This window comes from Pseudomonas fluorescens (assembly GCF_001902145.1).
In the GTDB taxonomy this organism is placed as follows: Bacteria; Pseudomonadota; Gammaproteobacteria; order Pseudomonadales; family Pseudomonadaceae; genus Aquipseudomonas; species Aquipseudomonas fluorescens_BV.
Genome location: NZ_MRST01000021.1, coordinates 87,024 through 99,761 on the forward strand (window position 1 = coordinate 87,024; position 12,738 = coordinate 99,761).

Sequence of the window (12,738 nt, forward strand, 5' to 3'; positions counted from 1 at the left end):
CCATGTCCTCCCGTCATGGCTGCGCCCGATGAAACGCCTCCCACCGTTACCTGCACTGCACACCTTCTGGGTCACGGCCCAGTGCTGCAACTTTACCCGTGCCGCCGAACGCCTGCACATTACCCAGGGCGCGGTGAGCCGACAGGTCGCCGGGCTGGAAAGCCAGTTGGGCTATGCCTTGTTCCAGCGCCAGGCGCGGGGCTTGAGCCTGACGGAGGAGGGGCGCGAATGGCTGGCGTGCGCGCAACAGGTGTTCGGCTTGCTCGCTGACGCGGTGGAACACATCGGTGACCGGCGCCGAACCTTGCAGCTCAAAGCGTCCACCTGCGTGATGCGCTGGCTATTGCCGCGCTTGCTGCAATGGCAAAAAGAGCGCCCGGATGTGCCGGTGGAGCTCACCACGACGGTGGCCTATAACGTCGACTTTCGTCGTGAGCCGTTTGACGCGGCGGTGATCTACGGGCCTATCGCCGAACAGTCGGCCGAGGCGCGGCACTTATTCGACGAGCGCCTCACGCCGGTCTGCGTGCCCGGGTTGCTAGGTAGTTTGCATACGCCGCAGGATTTGCAGCACCAGGTGCTGTTACACCCGACACGGGACGAGCGCGACTGGGCGTTGTGGCTCAAGGCTGCCAATACCTGCTTGAGCGATCCCATCCAACGGCATCACTTCGAAACCTTGGACCTGGCAATGACCGTGGCTTCCCAAGGCACCGGGGTGGCGATGGGCGACAGTGCGCTGATTGGCGAGGATCTGAAGGCGGGACGGCTGGCGATGCCGTTTGAACTGCGGGTGTCGACGGGAATGGGGTATTACCTGGTGTATCCGCCGGGGAAGGAACCGTTAGTTGGGTTGGTCGAGCTGATGGATTGGTTGGTCAGTGAGGCCAGTGTGGGATGACAGCTAACGCCTATCTACCTGACTCGCCGCGATCCAACTGTGTGAGCGGGCTTGCCTCAATGCCAGTCAGTTAAGCGGTCATCGCCTACTGTAGGAGCGAGCTTGCTCGCGAAAAACGTCAACGATAACGCGCGCTTGCTGAATGAACGCGGCGCCTGTGATTTTTTCGCGAGCAAGCTCGCTCCTACAAAAAGCCCTTAACTGACTGGCATTGGGGCTTGCCTGCGATGACGGCCTGACAGCCGACGCTTATCTACCTGATACCCCACGATCCAACTGTGGGAGCTGGCTTGCCTGCGATAGCGGCCTGACAGGCGACGCTGTTATACCAAGTACATATCCATTCCTGCGGTAACGGCCACTTAGGGTTCCGCCCTGACGGCGGCTCACTTTTGAAAAGCCGGAATGCCGGCCCAGACAAAAGTAAGCAAAACGCTCTTGCCCCACCACTCGGCACCTCGCCTAGGCTCGGTGTGCCCGAACGCAGGCTTGAATCCGTGGGCCGCCGCCACGCGCCATCCATGGCGCGGGGCGGCTAACCCGGCGTCCTGCCGGGTTACCCACGAATTCAAGCCTGCGTTCGGCCAGCGTGGTTTAACGGGGCGCCTGAGATCAAGATCAAAAGCAGATCAAAAGCCAGATCAAGAGCGACTCGCTGCGCATCGTGGTTACCGTTGACCGCGCTGTGTCAGTAACCGACCGTAAAGCGCTGGCGCGAGTGCTTCGGTGTTTCCACTTCATCCAGCATGGCGATGGCGAAGTCGGCAAAACTGATTGAGCTGTTGCCGTCACTGTCCATCAGCAGATCATCCTTGCCGAGGCGGAATTTGCCGGTGCGCAGGGTGCCGTCGAACAGGGCCGATGGCGACAGGAAGGTCCAGTCCAGTTCCTTTTCCTGGCGCAACGTTTCCAGGAAGTCAGCTCCGGCACTGGCTTCAGCTTTATATTCAGCCGGGAACCCTTCGCTGTCGATCACGCGCCCGCCACCGGGCAACAGCAGCGAACCTGCGCCGCCGACCACCAACAAACGTTTCACCCCGGCTTTTTTCACCGGGCCGATCACGGCGCTGGCGGGAAGGGTGGCGAAGTGCGCCGCGCTGATCACCACGTCGCTGCCGCTGATGGCGTGTTGCAAGGCCTCGGCATCCAGGGCATCAACCTGTTTGACCGTCACGCCAGGATGCACAGCCAGCTTGTCGGTATTGCGGGCGATGGCAGTAACGGTATGCCCGCGACGCAGCGCTTCTTCCAGCAGTTGGCTACCGGCACGGCCGGTGGCACCAATGATTGCGATCTTGCTCATGATGTTCTCCAACAGGGTTAAGGTTTAAAGCCAATTACCACTTCATCTCGCCCTTGGCGACTTTGGCGCTCAGTTCCAGCGAGCTTTCGTCGGCGAGGGCGGGATAGCGTTTTTTCATGGCCGCAATCAGGGCGGCGGAATCCTTGGCCTTGGCGGTTTCGAGGTCGAAGGCCTTGATGTAATCGGCGGTGAAGGTGACTGAGGCCAGCGATGGCGTGCCCAGGTAATGGCCCGGCACCACGGTGTTCGGTTTCAGGTTTTCAATGCGCTTGAGGGTGGCCAGCCAGTCTTTATGGGATTGAGCGCTCTGGGTATCGGCCATCCAGACGTGGATGTTTTCAGCGACAACCACACCACCGACCACGGCCTTGATCGACGGGATCCACACAAAGCTGCGATCCGGCTGCGGGCCGTCGAGGCCCACCACTTCAAGCTGCTGTCCTTCCAGGGTCAGGCTGTGGCCTTTAAGTACCTGCGGTACAAGGGTCTTGGCCGGTTTGTCGGCACCCATTTTCGGGCCCCAGAAGGCCAGCTTGTCGGCGACGGTGGCGTTGATATGGTCGACCACCGGCTGCGGCGCCAGTACCTTGGCGTCGGGGAACGCGGCGGTGAGGGTGTCGAGGCCGAAGTAGTAGTCCGGGTCGCCATGGCTGATGTAGATGGTGGTCAGGTGCTTGCCGCTGGCGCGGATTTTCTGCACCAGTTGCTCGGCTTGGCCTTTGCCGAATTGCGCATCTATCAGGATCGCGTCTTTCTCGCCGCTCACCAGCACCGAGCTGACCGGGAAGATCGCGGCTTCGCCTGGGTTGTACACGTCCAGTTTCAGCTCTGCCGCCGCTGCGTGAGCAGCGAAGGCCAGGGCGGCGGTGGCCAGGGTCAAGCGTTTGAAGGTCGAGAACATCGGGCAGCTCCTGCCATCGGTAAGGGATGCACAGAGCTTAGTTGCATAAAACGCGACAAAAAATGCGATGCTGGGACATAGTTTGTTTCTAAAAGCGGGCAAATCATGGATCGTCTTCAAGCAATGCGCGTGTTTGTCACCGTGGTGGACCTGGGCAGCCAATCCGCCGCTGCCGACCACCTTGACCTCTCGCGCCCGGTGGTCTCGCGCTACCTGGCCGAGCTGGAAGACTGGGTGGGCGCACGCCTGTTGCACCGCACCACGCGCAAGCTCAGCCTCACCGCCGCCGGGGGTGAAACGCTACCGCGTTGCCGGCAATTGTTGGATTTGTGTGGGGATATGCAGGCCGCCGTCAGCGAACCCGATGATGCGCCCCGAGGTCTGTTGCGCCTGAGCGTCAGCACCTCGTTCGGCCAGGCGCAGCTGGGCGCGGCGATTGCCGAATACGTCAAGCGCTACCCCCTGGTGACGGTGGATTTGCAGATGCTTGATCGCACGGTGAACCTGGTGGACGAGCGCATCGACCTGGCGATCCGCACCAGCAACGATCTGGACCCCAACCTGATCGCCCGGCGCCTGACCGTATGTCGCTCGGTGGTGTGCGCCACACCGGCTTATCTGCGCGAGCATCCGGCGCCGCAGAAAGTCGAAGACCTGGCCCGGCACAATTGCCTGACCCACTCTTACTTCGGCAAGAGCCTGTGGCATTTCGAAGAAAACGGAGAGCACGTGTCGGTGCCGGTCCACGGCAATATCACGGCCAACGAGGCCAGCACGTTAATGCGCGTGACGCTGGCCGGGGCAGGGGTGGCGATGCTGCCCAGTTATCAGGCCGGTGAGCTGATTCGCAATGGGGAGTTGGTGCGCTTGCTGCCGCACGCCGAGCCACGACAAATGAACATCTATGCGGTGTACGCCTCACGCAAACACATGCCTTCGGCGCTGCGTAGCCTCCTGGATTTCCTGGTGCTGCGCTTCCCCGAAGAGCCGGCTTGGGATGTCGGGCTTTGAGCTGAAATAAGCGCGCTGAATGGCATCGCATCATGGCAAGTTGACCTATGCTTTAAACAGCACCCTGTAGATCCGTTCAGAGGTCTGTGCCATGAGCATTAAAACCAGAAAGTACCTGACAATTTTCACCCTCTGCGCATTGGCGACAGCGCTGTATGGGACTGCCGCCTACCGCGTCGAGCAAACGCGCATGCAGCCAGCGGCGTTCGCTATCAGCTGCCATCAGGACCAATGCGTTCCCCGCACCGGCAGTTTCAGTGCGCTCAGGTAGGCTGCTCTGCCTTCAGTTGTTCACGAAACGCCTTGGGTGAAAACCCGACCCTGCGGCGAAACAGTCGTGAGAAGTTGGTCGGGTCGGAAAAGCCCAGCACTTCGGACATTTCATTGATGGTCATGCTGGTGTAGGTCAGCAGGCGCTTGGCTTCCAGCAACTGGCGGTCATGCATGATCTGCAACGCCGGTTGCCCACCCAACTCCCGACACGTCCCGTTCAAGTGTGAGACCGAGATGCCCAGCTTGTGGGCCAGGTCTTCAATCTTGGGGTGTTCGCGGTAATGCTGTTCGACCAGTTGCGTAAACCGCCGAAAGTACTCGCGACCTCGCGGCGCGCGTGGGTGGCGGCGCTGGATCGCCTGCCGGCTGACCCACACCAACAACACGCTGACCAGGGCGTGCAGCATCATGTCCCGTGCCGGTTGGTCATCGGCGTATTCGTCCTGCAAGCGCACGAACAGGCTGTTCAAGTAATCGCTGTCCTTGCCCGCGGGGTAACTGCCAAGTGTGTGCAGGCCATCGACGGTAGAGCCCAGTTGCGCCTGCAAGTGGCTGACCAGCGGCGCCGAAAGCGTTACCACAAACCCTTCCACATCCTCGGAAAAACGAAAGCCATGCACGCAAAGCGGTGGCAGCACTTGCAGGCTCGACTCGTTAAGCGTGGTGCGCTGGCCCTCGATTTCCAGTTGTGCCTGGCCTTTGTGTACATACAGCAACTGGCACAGGTCCGCGTGCCGGTGGGGCTGAATTTCCCACTGGTATTCCCGACTGCGCCGGGAAATGGTTTCGCAGTGCAACAAATCGGGAGTCGGCCACTGCTGGCTTTCCCCGTAAAGCTTGAAGACCGGAATCGCGGTTTTGGTCATGGTTTCAATCCGATACTCAGGGTAATGGTTCGGTAATCGCCCCGATTGGCGAAAAGCACAGGTTTTGACGCAGTTTTCACCTTCTTATGAGCCTCACTCAAGTGAAAAATGTCAGCCACAAGAGCAATGACAACTCTTTCACTCCATACGTTCGCGTGAAGCTTGAAGGTCATAAAAATAATGAAAACCCTGAAAACCCAAGTCGCCATTATTGGTGCCGGTCCTTCCGGATTGCTGCTCGGCCAACTGCTGCACAATGCTGGCATCCAAACCCTCGTTCTAGAGCGTCAGAGCGCCGATTACGTACAAGGCCGTATCCGCGCCGGCGTGTTGGAACAGGGCATGGTCGACCTGCTGCGCGAAGCCGGCGTCAGCCAACGCATGGACGCCGAAGGTCTGGTGCACGACGGGTTTGATATTGCCGTCAATGGCCAACTCACCTCTATCGACCTCAAGGCCTTGACCGGCGGCCAGTCGGTGATGATCTACGGCCAGACCGAGGTCACCCGCGACCTGATGGCTGCCCGCGCAGCTGCGGGTGCCATCACCCTGTACGAAGCCTCCGATGTTCAACCCCATGACCTGAAAAGTGAACAGCCATGGCTGACCTTCGAGCATGAAGGCCAAGCCTGTCGCCTGGAGTGCGACTACATTGCCGGCTGCGACGGTTTCCATGGCGTGGCCCGCCAGTCGATACCGGCGCAAGCGCTGAAGGTGTTCGAACGGGTCTATCCCTTCGGCTGGCTGGGCGTGCTGGCTGACACGCCGCCGGTACATGCCGAGCTGGTGTACGCCAAACATGCGCGGGGTTTTGCGCTGTGCAGCATGCGGTCGCCGACCCGCAGCCGTTACTACCTGCAAGTGCCGGTTGAAGAGAAGCTGGAAGACTGGGCGGATGAACGCTTCTGGGATGAACTCAAAAGCCGCCTGCCCGGCTCATTGGCCGAACAATTGGTGACCGGCCCGTCGATCGAGAAAAGCATCGCGCCGCTGCGCAGCTTTGTGGTGGAACCCATGCAGTACGGGCGCCTGTTCCTGCTCGGCGATGCCGCGCACATTGTGCCGCCCACCGGTGCCAAGGGCTTGAACCTGGCGGCCAGTGATGTGAGCACCTTGTTGCGCATCTTGCTCAAGGTGTACCGCGAAGGGCGCCTGGACTTGCTGGAAAAATACTCGGCAATCTGCCTGCGCCGGGTGTGGAAAGCCGAGCGGTTTTCCTGGTGGATGACCTCGATGCTGCATCAGTTTCCCCAGGCGGATGACTTCAGCCAGCGTATTGCCGAAAGCGAACTGGACTATTTCATTCACTCTGAGGCCGGGCGTAAAACCATCGCAGAAAATTACGTCGGCCTTCCTTACGAGCCTATCGAATAGCCTGCTATCGTATCGAGCATTCCCACCGGTGACCGTTGCCTGTGGGCCCTGCTCGAAGGTTCTGCCGTGACTCACCTCAATCAGCCCGCTCCAACCGTCCCCGCCGTGCGCAGTATCCTGGTCGCGCTGATGATGGCGATCTTCCTGGGTGCCCTGGACCAGACCATTGTCGCCGTGTCCATGCCGGCCATTTCCGCCCAGTTCCATGACGTCAACCTGCTGGCCTGGGTGATCTCCGGCTACATGGTGGCGATGACCGTGGCGGTGCCGATCTACGGCAAGCTCGGTGACCTGTATGGGCGCCGGCCCATGATGCTCATCGGCATGGGCGTGTTCACCCTCGCGTCGCTGTTCTGCGGCTTGGCGCAAAGCATGGAACAACTGGTGCTGGCGCGAGTTCTGCAGGGTATCGGCGCTGGCGGGATGGTCTCGGTGAGCCAGGCGATCATTGGCGACATTATTCCTCCCCGAGAACGGGGACGTTATCAGGGGTATTTCAGCAGCATGTACGCGGTGGCCAGCGTGGCCGGGCCGGTGCTGGGCGGCTATATGACCGAATACCTGTCGTGGCGCTGGGTGTTTTTGATCAACCTGCCACTGGGCGCCGGCGCCTGGTACGTGGCCCATCGCACTCTGGTGGGGCTGCCGGTGCCGCAGCGCAAGCCCATCATCGATTACCTCGGCACGGTGCTGATGATTGTCGGCCTGACTGCCTTGTTGTTGGGCATCACTGAAATCGGCCAGGGCCATTCGTGGCGTGACGATCAAGTGCTGGGGTTGCTGGCCTGTGCCCTGTCGGCCTTGAGCGTGTTTGTGTGGCACGAACGCCGGGCGCGGGAACCGCTGTTGCCGATGCACTTGTTTGCCAACCGCAGTGCGGTGTTGTGTTGGTGCACGATTTTTGTCACCAGCTTCCAGGCGATTTCCCTGACGGTGCTGATGCCCCTGCGCTACCAGAGCGTGACCGGAGCCGGTGCCGACAGCGCGGCCCTGCACTTGCTGCCGTTGGCGATGGGCTTGCCGATGGGCGCGTATTTCGCCGGGCGCATGACCTCGGTGACTGGCCGCTATAAACCGATGATCCTCAGCGGCGCGGTGTTGAGCCCCTTGGCGATCCTCGGCATGGCCTACAGCGCCCCCCAGGCGGTGGCGCTCACCAGCGTCTTCATGTTGTTGTGCGGTATCGCCGCCGGCATGCAGTTCCCGACCTCGTTGGTGGGTACGCAGAACTCGGTGGAGCAACGGGATATCGGTGTGGCCACCAGCACCACCAACCTGTTTCGCTCCCTGGGCGGGGCAGTGGGGGTGGCTTGCATGTCGGCGTTGCTGCTGGCGCTGTTGCACGATTCCAGTTTCGCCCATTTGACGAGCGGCGCACTGGTGGCCGAAGGCAGTTCCGGCAACGTACTGCTCGACGGCCTCAACGCCGCACCCGGCCCGGCGCAGGATGCGTTGCGCGACGAGTTGGCGGTGACGTTCCGGCATTTGCTGATGGTGAGTGCGGCGGTATCGCTGCTGGGGTTGGCCGCTGCGATCGCGATGCCCAACCGGGTACTGCGCGGTCGTGAAGACAAGGCTCGATAATTGAGACTAACGGTACACCGCCCTCTGTAGGAGCGAGCTTGCTCGCGAAAAACGTCAACGATAACGCGGGCTTCCTGAGTAACCGCGGCGCCTTTGAGTTTTTCGCGAGCAAGCTCGCTCCTACAAAAAGCGAGCAGAGCGTCAGGGGCTGTAGTACCCGACTGCCACCATGAAATGCCCGCTCTTGCGCACATAGGCATGCTTGTTCTCGACCTTGCCGGTCACCGGGTTTTTCCAGCGGTATTTGTATTCGCCCTGGTCCTGCTCGGCCATCATCTTGAGGATCGGCACACCCACCGGTTTGCCATCCGGGTCCTTGATCTTGGCAAAATCGGTGTTGATCAGGCGCAGGTTGGTGCCATGGGCGACGTAGCGCCGCGTGTTCAGGTCCACCACGAACACGTAGAGATCATCTTGCAGGAAGCCGCCCTGCAAGGAGTTGATCGCCTTGAGCGTGCCGGTTTCATCCTTGACCAACGCCTCCACCGCCTTGTTGCGCAGCGCCCGTGCCTGTTCTGGTGTGGCGCGCGGCAAGTAATAACCGACCGCCAGGATGCGTTCGCCCACCCGCTGATAAAACACATGCTTATGTTCGACCTTGCCGTCATTCCAGTTCTGCCAGCGGTAGTCAGCCTGCTGGATACCCTGGCCTTCCGGCACGCTCAAGGCTTGTTTGAACGAGGCTTGCAGGTCGGGCCCGAGTACCTCGGACACGTCGCGACCGATCAGCGCGGAGGAGGGCCCGCCACTGGCCAACAGCACGCCTTGGGTATTGACCACAAACACATAACGGTCCTGGTCGATGAACTCGCCCTGACGGCTGAAGGCGGCGAACGCCTTGTCACCTTGCTTGTGGTAGTACGCCAAGGCCTTTTCCAGCAGGGCCTTGGCGGCTTGGGCATCCGCTTCCTGTGCCGTGGCGGCATGCACCTGGCTGCAACACCACAGCAGCAGCCAGGTGAATCGGAGCAGTCTCTTCATTTACCCGTCCCTCGTTCTTGTTGGTGTGCCAAGAGCGTAGACGGTTGGCGGCAAATCAGAAGGGTTTGGTCGGCAGGTATTTGCCGTCCAGGGTGATGACCGCACGGGAGCCGCCGTCCGGGTCTGCGACTTTCTTGATGTCCAGCTTGAAGTTGATGGCGCTGATGATGCCGTCGCCGAATTGCTCATGCACCAGGGCCTTCAAGGTAGAGCCGTAGACCTGCAGCATTTCATAGAAACGGTACATGGTTGGATCGGTGGGCACGCCGCTCGGAAAGCTGCCACGCAGGGGCACACTTTGCAGCAGGCGGCTGGCGTCCTCGTCGAGGCCCAGTTTGCCGCACACGATGTCGGCCGCCTCCTTGGGCAGCGGGTGCTGGCCGAGCAGCGCGGCGGTCACGAATGCCAGGCTAAGGCCGGTGCCGTCGGTGAGGTCCTGCCACGACAGGTTTTTGCGTGCCTTGAGGTCAATAACGGTGTCGGCCAGGGCCAGGCGTGGGGTTTGGGCGAATTGGGATTGCAACATGGTGACGTCCTTTTGGGTTGATTAGGGTTCAGGCGGCGTGGGCGCGGGTGCTGGGGTGGTCGAGCAGGGAGACGAAGCGCCCGGTGTGCCCGTCCAAAGCGTCAATGCCGCCGGTTTCGATGTCGTACACCCAGCCATGCAGGTTCATCCGGCCTTGTTCCAGCGCCAGGGCGACCGAAGGGTGAGTCTTGAGATTGGCCAGTTGGGCGACCACGTTTTCGCGCACCAACGAATCCAGGCGGGCAGCGTCCGAGACATGCGTGCGGGCGGCATTGATCACCTTGGCCGACTCGGCATGGCGCAACCAGTTGGCCACGGCGGGCAGGTGGTCCAGGCATTTGCAGGTGGAAATCGCGGTCATTGCGCCGCAGTCCGAATGCCCGCAAATCACAATGTCGCTGACGCCCAGCACCGCTACGGCATATTCGACTGTGGCCGACACGCCTCCCGGCTCCGGGCCATAGGACGGCACTATGTTGCCGGCGTTACGGATGACGAACAGGTCACCGGGTTCCTGCTGGGTCAACAGCTCGGGGACTACGCGGCTGTCAGAGCAGGACACGAACAGGGTGCCGGGGTTCTGCGTGGTTGCCAGGTGTTTGAACAAGTCACTGCGAGGGGTAAAGGCTTCACGTTGGAATTTGCGAAAGCCGTCGATGAGATGCTGCATGGTGGTTCTCCTTGCGTCGCTGCTGGGGCAAGGATGGAAGTTTTCGGCTATAGCGTCCAAGACCGGTTTATTATGCTTTCTATAAGTCATGCCTATAGTTGGAGCGCTGCCCATGCTGTTGCGTCATATCCGATACTTGCTGGCCGTTGCCGAGCATCGCAACTTCACGCGTGCCGCCGAGGCGCTACATGTGTCGCAACCGACCTTGTCGCAACAGATCAAGCAACTGGAAGAAAGCCTGGGCGCGCCACTGCTGGACCGCTCCGGGCGCAGTGTCAGCCTGACTGACGCGGGGCAGGCCTATGTGCGTTATGCGCGGCTGGCCTTGCAGGATCTACAGGCCGGCACCCGCGCCATACATGACGTGCAGGACCTGCGCCGGGGGCATTTGCGCCTGGCCATGACGCCGACCTTCACCGCCTACCTGATCGGCCCGCTGCTGGCACGGTTCAATGCGTTGTATCCCGGCATTACCCTGAGTATCGAGGAACTGACCCAAGACCGCATCGAAGCCGCCCTGGGCGAGGACCTGCTGGATATCGGCATCGGCTTTACCGGCGAGCATGGGCTGGAGATCGACTGTGAGGCGCTGTTTGTCGAAGAACTGAGCCTGGTCGTCAGTGCCAGCCATCCCGAACGCACGCAACCAGCCTGGCTCGAACAGCCCCTGGTGCTACTGAACGCAGGCTTCGCCACCCGCCGCTACATCGACGACTACTGCCACCAGCAAGGGGTTAAACCGCAGATTGCCATGGAGGCCAATTCCATCAGCGCGATTATCGAAATCGTGCGCAGCACGCCCCTGGCAACCATCCTGCCCCGCGCACTGGCCGAGGCCCAGGCAGGCCTGCGTGCTGTGGCGATTGACCCACCGTTGCCGCAGCGCACTGCGGCACTGCTGAGCCGCAAGGGCGCGTATCGCAGCGCTGCGTGTGCGGCGTTTGTAGCGTTGATCAAGGTGTAGGACCGTGCTGACACCCCAGGATCCAAATGTGGGAGCTGGCTTGCCTGCGATGACCATAGGTATCGACACAACTTTGTAGGCTGTAGCCGCCGACGGTAACCACGATGCGAAGCGAGCCGCTCTTGATCTTGATCTGCTTTTGATCTTAGGCGCCCCGTTAAACCACGCTGGCGGATTACGGGTACACCGAGCCTGGGCGAGGTGCCGAGTGGTGGGGCAAGAGCCTTTTGGTTACTTTTGGGCTCTTTTCAAAAGTGACCCGCTGTAAAAGCGGAACCAATAGCAGCCATTACCGCAGGAACGGATATGTACGCGGTCTGATCCGAGATACTGGTCGGCTTTCAGGCCGCCTTCGCAGGCAAGCCAGCTCCCACATTTGGATCGCGAGGGAGTCAGGTCAATGAGCGTCGGCCACATTCATGGCGCAGCCAACCACTGCCCCACAATCCCCGCATACGCCCCCGTCGCCACACTCAAATGCAACCACTGATCCACGTAACTCTTCCAGGCCACATCATCGCGCGGCAACAAAAACGCTTTTTCACTGTACTGCATCGGTTGCTCCGGGTTGACCGCACACAACCCAGGTTTGAGCTTCTGCTGATAACGCGCCTCGCTGGCGTCGGTAATCATCACATCGGCTTTGCCCGCCAGCAGTTCATCAAAAATCGTCACGTTGTCATGCAGGCGAATCTGCGTCTGGCCCAAGTGCGCACGGGCAAACACTTCATTGGTGCCACCGGCGGGTTCGATCACTCGCACCTGGGGCTGGTTGATCTGTTCCACCGTCTGGTAGCGCTGCACATCGGCGCAGCGCACCAGTGGGATCTTGCCATCGACCCCGAGCGACTGGCTGAAGAAGGCTTTTTTCTGACGTTCCAACGACACGGAAATACCGCCCACCGCGATGTCGCAGCGTTGGGCCAGAAAGTCCGGCATCAGGGTTTTCCAAGTGGTGGGCACCCAGTTGATTTTGGCGTTGAGGCTCTTGGCCAGGGACTCGGCCATGGCAATGTCGATACCTTCATAGCCACCGTCGCTGCGCAACGAGGTGTAGGGCTTGTAGTCGCCGGTGGTGCAGACGGTGAGGGTGCCGCGCTGAAGCACTTCATCCAGGCGCGAGGCGGCGGTGTCGGCCTGGGCGGTGCTTGCCAGGGTCGCCAGTACACAGAGGGTCAGAGGCACTTTCATGGGAATCGAATCCTTGGAGGCCACGCGGGGGGGGGGAGGGCCATTATTTCCAGCAGAGCGCCAAGGTAGCAAGAGGGCGGCGATTGTTTGGTTGCATTGCAACAAAACGTTATAGAACCTGAACCTAACTCGCGATCAACGCGTGCTAAGGTGCTTGGCATCTACCTCAATGTGACTTGCGCATGGACGGTTC

General features: G+C 60.7%; 13 protein-coding genes. 6 read left to right on the forward strand and 7 right to left on the reverse strand.

The features are described from left to right. The first annotated feature begins 28 nt into the window (after window positions 1–28). On the forward strand, window positions 29–901 hold the full coding sequence (locus BUE92_RS09005; RefSeq protein ID WP_073523221.1) for a LysR substrate-binding domain-containing protein: 873 nt from the start codon (window positions 29–31) through the stop codon (window positions 899–901). 688 nt (window positions 902–1,589) lie between these two features. Here the strand turns inward: BUE92_RS09005 and BUE92_RS09015 are convergent. Together BUE92_RS09015 and BUE92_RS09020 are read right to left on the reverse strand one after the other, a co-directional pair. Then, window positions 1,590–2,204 (reverse strand): NAD(P)-dependent oxidoreductase, encoded by a 615-nt coding sequence (locus BUE92_RS09015; protein ID WP_073523224.1) that lies wholly within the window; start codon window positions 2,202–2,204, stop codon window positions 1,590–1,592. A 34-nt stretch (window positions 2,205–2,238) separates the two neighbouring features. Beyond that, window positions 2,239–3,105: an MBL fold metallo-hydrolase gene (locus BUE92_RS09020; protein WP_073523226.1), complete on the reverse strand. Its 867-nt coding sequence runs from the start codon at window positions 3,103–3,105 to the stop codon at window positions 2,239–2,241. 105 nt (window positions 3,106–3,210) lie between these two features. Here BUE92_RS09020 and BUE92_RS09025 point away from each other — a divergent pair, with 105 nt between their 5' ends. After that, a complete protein-coding gene (locus tag BUE92_RS09025; RefSeq protein WP_073523229.1) occupies window positions 3,211–4,116 on the forward strand; it encodes a LysR family transcriptional regulator in 906 nt (301 codons plus the stop codon). A 91-nt stretch (window positions 4,117–4,207) separates the two neighbouring features. Continuing rightward, window positions 4,208–4,387, forward strand: a complete 180-nt coding sequence (locus BUE92_RS28835) for a hypothetical protein (RefSeq protein ID WP_003189580.1) — start codon at window positions 4,208–4,210, stop codon at window positions 4,385–4,387. Here the strand turns inward: BUE92_RS28835 and BUE92_RS09035 are convergent. Continuing rightward, on the reverse strand, window positions 4,380–5,255 hold the full coding sequence (locus BUE92_RS09035) for a helix-turn-helix domain-containing protein (RefSeq protein WP_014717471.1): 876 nt from the start codon (window positions 5,253–5,255) through the stop codon (window positions 4,380–4,382). The two genes, BUE92_RS28835 and BUE92_RS09035, sit on opposite strands and share 8 nt — an antisense overlap. 189 nt (window positions 5,256–5,444) lie before the next feature. Here BUE92_RS09035 and pobA point away from each other — a divergent pair, with 189 nt between their 5' ends. Next, the gene (gene pobA / locus BUE92_RS09040) at window positions 5,445–6,629 is read left to right on the forward strand and encodes a 4-hydroxybenzoate 3-monooxygenase (protein ID WP_178380700.1); all 1,185 of its coding nucleotides are present in this window, start codon (window positions 5,445–5,447) and stop codon (window positions 6,627–6,629) included. A gap of 66 nt (window positions 6,630–6,695) precedes the next feature. After that, a complete protein-coding gene (locus BUE92_RS09045) occupies window positions 6,696–8,213 on the forward strand; it encodes an MDR family MFS transporter (protein ID WP_073523234.1) in 1,518 nt (505 codons plus the stop codon). Between the two features lie 141 nt (window positions 8,214–8,354). Here BUE92_RS09045 and BUE92_RS09050 read toward each other — a convergent pair whose 3' ends face one another. Genes BUE92_RS09050 through BUE92_RS09060 form a run of 3 tightly spaced genes read right to left on the reverse strand, consistent with a single transcriptional unit; the run spans window position 8,355 to window position 10,390 of the window. After that, window positions 8,355–9,194, reverse strand: coding sequence for a cache domain-containing protein (locus tag BUE92_RS09050; RefSeq protein ID WP_073523237.1), 840 nt, complete (start codon window positions 9,192–9,194; stop codon window positions 8,355–8,357). 55 nt (window positions 9,195–9,249) lie between these two features. After that, window positions 9,250–9,720, reverse strand: a complete 471-nt coding sequence (gene cynS / locus BUE92_RS09055; RefSeq protein ID WP_073523240.1) for a cyanase — start codon at window positions 9,718–9,720, stop codon at window positions 9,250–9,252. Between the two features lie 28 nt (window positions 9,721–9,748). Further along, a complete protein-coding gene (locus BUE92_RS09060; RefSeq protein ID WP_054919998.1) occupies window positions 9,749–10,390 on the reverse strand; it encodes a carbonic anhydrase in 642 nt (213 codons plus the stop codon). Window positions 10,391–10,502: 112 nt separating this feature from the next. Here BUE92_RS09060 and cynR point away from each other — a divergent pair, with 112 nt between their 5' ends. Next, window positions 10,503–11,354, forward strand: a complete 852-nt coding sequence (cynR, locus tag BUE92_RS09065) for a transcriptional regulator CynR (protein WP_073523242.1) — start codon at window positions 10,503–10,505, stop codon at window positions 11,352–11,354. Between the two features lie 417 nt (window positions 11,355–11,771). On the opposite strand, the gene BUE92_RS09070 is transcribed toward cynR, so the two are convergent. Further along, window positions 11,772–12,545 (reverse strand): transporter substrate-binding domain-containing protein, encoded by a 774-nt coding sequence (locus BUE92_RS09070; protein ID WP_073523243.1) that lies wholly within the window; start codon window positions 12,543–12,545, stop codon window positions 11,772–11,774. Between the last annotated feature and the right edge of the window lie 193 nt (window positions 12,546–12,738).

Coding starts and splice junctions, on each gene's coding strand:
- BUE92_RS09005 (WP_073523221.1), top strand. CDS start 29: ATGAAACGCCTCCCACCGTTACCTGCACTGCACACCTTCTGGGTCACG.
- BUE92_RS09015 (WP_073523224.1), bottom strand. CDS start 2,204: ATGAGCAAGATCGCAATCATTGGTGCCACCGGCCGTGCCGGTAGCCAA.
- BUE92_RS09020 (WP_073523226.1), bottom strand. CDS start 3,105: ATGTTCTCGACCTTCAAACGCTTGACCCTGGCCACCGCCGCCCTGGCC.
- BUE92_RS09025 (WP_073523229.1), top strand. CDS start 3,211: ATGGATCGTCTTCAAGCAATGCGCGTGTTTGTCACCGTGGTGGACCTG.
- BUE92_RS28835 (WP_003189580.1), top strand. CDS start 4,208: ATGAGCATTAAAACCAGAAAGTACCTGACAATTTTCACCCTCTGCGCA.
- BUE92_RS09035 (WP_014717471.1), bottom strand. CDS start 5,255: ATGACCAAAACCGCGATTCCGGTCTTCAAGCTTTACGGGGAAAGCCAG.
- BUE92_RS09050 (WP_073523237.1), bottom strand. CDS start 9,194: ATGAAGAGACTGCTCCGATTCACCTGGCTGCTGCTGTGGTGTTGCAGC.
- cynS (WP_073523240.1), bottom strand. CDS start 9,720: ATGTTGCAATCCCAATTCGCCCAAACCCCACGCCTGGCCCTGGCCGAC.
- BUE92_RS09060 (WP_054919998.1), bottom strand. CDS start 10,390: ATGCAGCATCTCATCGACGGCTTTCGCAAATTCCAACGTGAAGCCTTT.
- cynR (WP_073523242.1), top strand. CDS start 10,503: ATGCTGTTGCGTCATATCCGATACTTGCTGGCCGTTGCCGAGCATCGC.
- BUE92_RS09070 (WP_073523243.1), bottom strand. CDS start 12,545: ATGAAAGTGCCTCTGACCCTCTGTGTACTGGCGACCCTGGCAAGCACC.